We start from the raw sequence: 1,170 nt of genomic DNA on the forward strand, positions 1-1,170 counted from the left end.
GCCGCCAGGGCGCGGGCAATCAGCACACGCTGCAGCTGACCGCCGGAGAGGGCATCGATATGCCGACGGCGCAGATGACTGATACCGACTTCTTCCAGCACCGCACCGATCGCCTCACGGTCCGCGCGTGGCCAGGGGCCCCACTGACGACGACGCCCCTGGCGTCCCATCAGCACGACATCTTCCACGCGGATGGGGAAGCGCTTCACGAAGTTGGCAAACTGCGGCACATAACCGATATGGCGCGCGGCAGCCTTGGGCGTGCGCCCCAGCACGCGGACACAGCCAGCCGCCGGCTTGTGAAGACCGAGTATCAGCTTGAGCAGCGTGCTCTTGCCGCCACCGTTGGGCCCGATCAGTCCCACTATCTCGCGCGCGCCGACCTGAAAGTCGACATCGTCGAGAATGACCTGCTCGCCATACCGGAAGGTCACGCCGCGAATATCAATGGCATCCGGTGCATCTGCCGGCACCGGGCGAAAGACCGGTCCGACACTGCGCCCGGTGGCTGACGCCTCCGGATGGCTGTCCGTGCGCGGGCGCGCGACGGAGATGGGGCTGACCATGACGTAAGGTACCTCGTTGCAACGCAGACGGGCGCATGAGCGCCCGTCTGACTTTTCGATGGGGCAGGGCATTGTGCAAGATCAGACGATATGCGCAATACCCGGCCGGCAATTACTGGCTGTCAGTCAACTCGAAACCCGCCTTCAGCGCTTCGGTGGCATGCTTCAGGTTATCGAGATAGTCCTCTGCCAGTGGGTCCAGTACGGCCACTTCGGCCTCTAGGGAGCTGGCGATCCGCTTGGCCGCCGTCTGGGAGAACTGCCCCGAGACGAAGATGGTGCCGATGTTCTCATCCTTGGCACGCGTGATCAGCGTGGCCATCTCGCGCGGCGTGGGCTCACGGCCACTGACTTCAATGGCATGCTGCTCGAGCGAGTAGCGGTCCGCGAAGTAGCCGAAGCTGGGATGGAAGATCAGGAAGTTGCGGCCCTTGTAGGGAGTCAGCGTCTGAGCGATCTGCGCATCCAGCTCGCTCAGGGTCTTGAGCAGACGCTGCTCATTGGCATCGATCTCGCTGGCATGCTGTGGCAGGCGTGCCTCGAGCACCTCGGCGGCACGCTCGACGACGGTCTGCATGCGCTGCGGGTCCAGCCAGAGGTGGGG

General features: G+C 64.3%; 2 protein-coding genes. Both read right to left on the reverse strand.

Features of this window, described 5'->3' with window-relative positions:
* A partial coding sequence (locus AC4FAH_RS11125; RefSeq protein WP_490246034.1) for a metal ABC transporter ATP-binding protein occupies positions 1-566 on the reverse strand: 566 nt, incomplete at its 3' end.
* A gap of 112 nt (positions 567-678) precedes the next feature.
* A partial coding sequence (locus AC4FAH_RS11130; RefSeq protein WP_490246035.1) for a metal ABC transporter solute-binding protein, Zn/Mn family occupies positions 679-1,170 on the reverse strand: 492 nt, incomplete at its 5' end.

This window comes from Cobetia sp. (assembly GCF_983723665.1).